Below are 3056 nucleotides of genomic sequence, written 5' to 3'. Positions count from 1 at the left end.
CAGTGATAATTTCTTCACGAATTCCATCTAGCGGCGGGTTGGTAACTTGAGCAAATAATTGTTTGAAGTAGTTATACAGTAGTTGTGGTTGATCTGATAAAATAGCTAACGGAGTGTCGTTACCCATCGAACTAATTGCCTCAGCACCTTTCGCTCCCATGGGGGTAATGATCGTTTTAAGATCTTCTATAGAATAACCGAACAAACGTAATCTCGTCTCGTAATCTAAGTTTTCAGTAGGTGTACTATTATTGGTATACGGAATTTTAGCTAATTGGAGTAAGTTCTCGTTTAACCATTGTCTATAAGGACGTTTGGTTACAATAGCATTTTTAATCTCGTCATCTTCAATTATACGGCCTTCATTCATGTCAACCAGAAACATTTTCCCCGGCTCCAAACGACCGTGCTGAATTACATCTACTGGATCTACATCGAGCACTCCAATCTCTGAAGACATGATTACAAATCCGCTTTTTGTCAAAGTATAACGGGAAGGACGCAAACCATTTCTATCTAATAATGCTCCAATAACATTACCATCAGTAAAAGGAATCGAAGCGGGTCCATCCCAAGGTTCCATAATGCAAGAATTAAACTCATAGAAAGCTTTCTTGTCATCTGACATGGTTTGGTGCTTTTCCCAAGCCTCAGGAACTACCATCATCATGGCTTCAGGTAAAGATCTTCCTGTCATTAATAGTAGTTCGATAACCATATCCATCGACGCTGAATCTGATTTTCCCTCTAAAATAATTGGAAATAATTTTTTTATATCGTCACCAAATACGTCACTTTGCATTAACTCTTCACGAGCACGCATTCTACTTATGTTTCCACGCAAAGTATTAATCTCTCCATTGTGACACATGTACCTAAACGGCTGCGCTAACTCCCAAGACGGAAATGTATTGGTAGAAAAACGCTGATGTACCAGTGCAAGCCTAGTCACTAAATCAGTATCGGTTAAGTCAGTGTAATATCTACTGATGTCTTCCGGCATCAATAATCCTTTATATATTATAGTTGTTGTAGAAAGGCTTGAAAAATAAAAACGATGACTTTCTGATATTTTAGAATTAATAATGGCATGTTCTCCTATTTTTCGGGCTGCGAATAGTTTAGCATTAAATTGTTGCTCTGTCAATTCTAAACCATTTTTACCAATAAAAACTTGCTTTACTGTAGGCTCTTTTTCTGCCGCAATTTGTCCCAAATTAGAAACATCAACAGGTACATCTCTCCATCCTAAAACTTTTAGGTTTTGGTCACTTACCGCTTTTTCAAAACTTAGTATACAAAAATCTGTTTGGTTTTTTTTCTTTGGCATAAAAACCATACCGACAGCATATTCTCTAACTTCGGGAATTTCGAAATCACATACTTTTTTAAAGAAGTTATGCGGAATATCAAAAAGTATCCCTGCACCATCTCCCGTTCGTCCGTCTGCACTTACGGCACCACGATGTTCTAATTTTATTAAAATATCTAATGCTTTATGAATAATGTCATTAGATTTAATTCCGTTTAAATTACAAATGAATCCTGCGCCACAATTGTCATGTTCAAATTCTGGCAAATAAAGGCCTTGTTCTTCTACTTTCATGCTATTGTTTTTTTTATGTAAAAATAAAGATTTCGTTATGTATAATGCATCAAAAACAGATTAAACACTAAATTTTTATGGTAATAGGATATTTTTAGTAAATAAATGATAATACTGTCGTGGATGTGCTGGTGAATTGTTGATTTACTAATTTGAGCTTTATAATGATGGTGTAACGGAATAACATCAAGGTAGTCTATTGTTATATTAATCAAGTTTACATCGTTTTCGTTGTTTTTTATTTTAATCTTGATTGGAATTGTTAAATCCGCTTTTTGTGTTTTCAACTTGTTTGGTTTCATTGTTTATATTTTAGAATTTTAAATAGATAAAACATTTCTCAGTTTAGATGAATTTTGTTATTTTTGCGGTACTTATATTCTGAAATAACTTCAGGATTCAGACAAATTCTATATTATGAACATACACGAATATCAAGGAAAAGAGATTTTAGCTAGCTACGGAGTTCGCATTCAACGTGGAATCGTTGCTAATAACGCGGTTGAAGCTGTTGCTGCTGCAAAACAATTAACTACTGAAACGGGAACGAGTTGGTATGTTGTAAAAGCCCAAGTTCATGCAGGTGGACGTGGAAAAGGTGGAGGAGTAAAATTGGCCAAAAACTTGCAACAAGTTGAAGAGATTTCTGAGCAAATTATTGGGATGCAATTAGTTACGCCTCAAACATCTGCTGAAGGTAAAAAAGTACGTAAAGTGCTAATCGCTGAGGATGTTTACTATCCTGGGGAATCTGAAACTTCTGAATTTTATGTTTCTGTTTTATTAAATAGAGCTAGTGGTCGCAATATGATCATGTATTCTACTGAAGGTGGAATGGATATCGAAGAAGTTGCTGAGCACACTCCTGAATTAATTTTTACTGAAGAGGTAGATCCTTCTGTTGGACTTCAAGGTTTTCAAGCAAGAAGAATTGCTTTTAACTTAGGTCTTTCTGGAAATGCTTTTAAAGAAATGGTGAAATTTATCGATTCTCTATACAATGCATACGTTGGATCTGATGCTTCAATGTTTGAAATTAACCCAGTATTAAAAACATCTGATAATAAAATTTTAGCTGTTGATGCTAAAGTTAATATTGACGATAATGCATTATACAGACAAAAAGCATACGCTGAAATGCGCGATGTTTTAGAAGAAAACCCAATTGAAGTTGAGGCTAAAGAAGTAGGATTGAACTACGTTGATCTTGATGGAACAGTTGGATGTATGGTTAACGGAGCTGGTTTAGCAATGGCAACTATGGATTTAATTAAGTATGCTGGTTTTGAGCCTGCTAACTTTCTTGACGTAGGAGGAACTGCTGATGCAAAACGTGTTGAAACTGCGTTTCGTATTATTTTAAAAGATCCTAATGTAAAAGCAATTTTGATTAATATCTTTGGTGGTATCGTTCGTTGTGACCGTGTTGCTCAAGGAGTTGTTGATGCTT

At 35.2% G+C, this 3056-nt stretch carries 3 protein-coding genes; 1 reads left to right on the top strand and 2 read right to left on the bottom strand.

Features of this window, described 5'->3' with window-relative positions:
- Together P8M54_RS15870 and P8M54_RS15865 are read right to left on the bottom strand one after the other, a co-directional pair.
- The coding region (locus P8M54_RS15870; RefSeq protein ID WP_300289014.1) for a glutamate synthase central domain-containing protein at positions 1–1606 on the bottom strand (1606 nt) is incomplete at its 3' end.
- Between the two features lie 35 nt (positions 1607–1641).
- Entirely contained in the window at positions 1642–1908 is a 267-nt protein-coding gene (locus P8M54_RS15865) for a hypothetical protein (RefSeq protein ID WP_300289013.1), read from the bottom strand.
- 115 nt (positions 1909–2023) lie between these two features.
- Here P8M54_RS15865 and sucC point away from each other — a divergent pair.
- A partial coding sequence (gene sucC / locus P8M54_RS15860) for an ADP-forming succinate--CoA ligase subunit beta (protein ID WP_300289012.1) occupies positions 2024–3056 on the top strand: 1033 nt, incomplete at its 3' end.

Source organism: Flavobacterium sp., assembly GCF_029242675.1.
In the GTDB taxonomy this organism is placed as follows: domain Bacteria; phylum Bacteroidota; class Bacteroidia; order Flavobacteriales; family Flavobacteriaceae; genus Flavobacterium.
The sequence above is the reverse complement of the archived record's forward strand: the minus strand, read 5'-3'. Positions and strand labels throughout refer to the sequence as shown.

Coding starts and splice junctions, on each gene's coding strand:
- P8M54_RS15865 (WP_300289013.1), bottom strand. CDS start 1,908: ATGAAACCAAACAAGTTGAAAACACAAAAAGCGGATTTAACAATTCCA.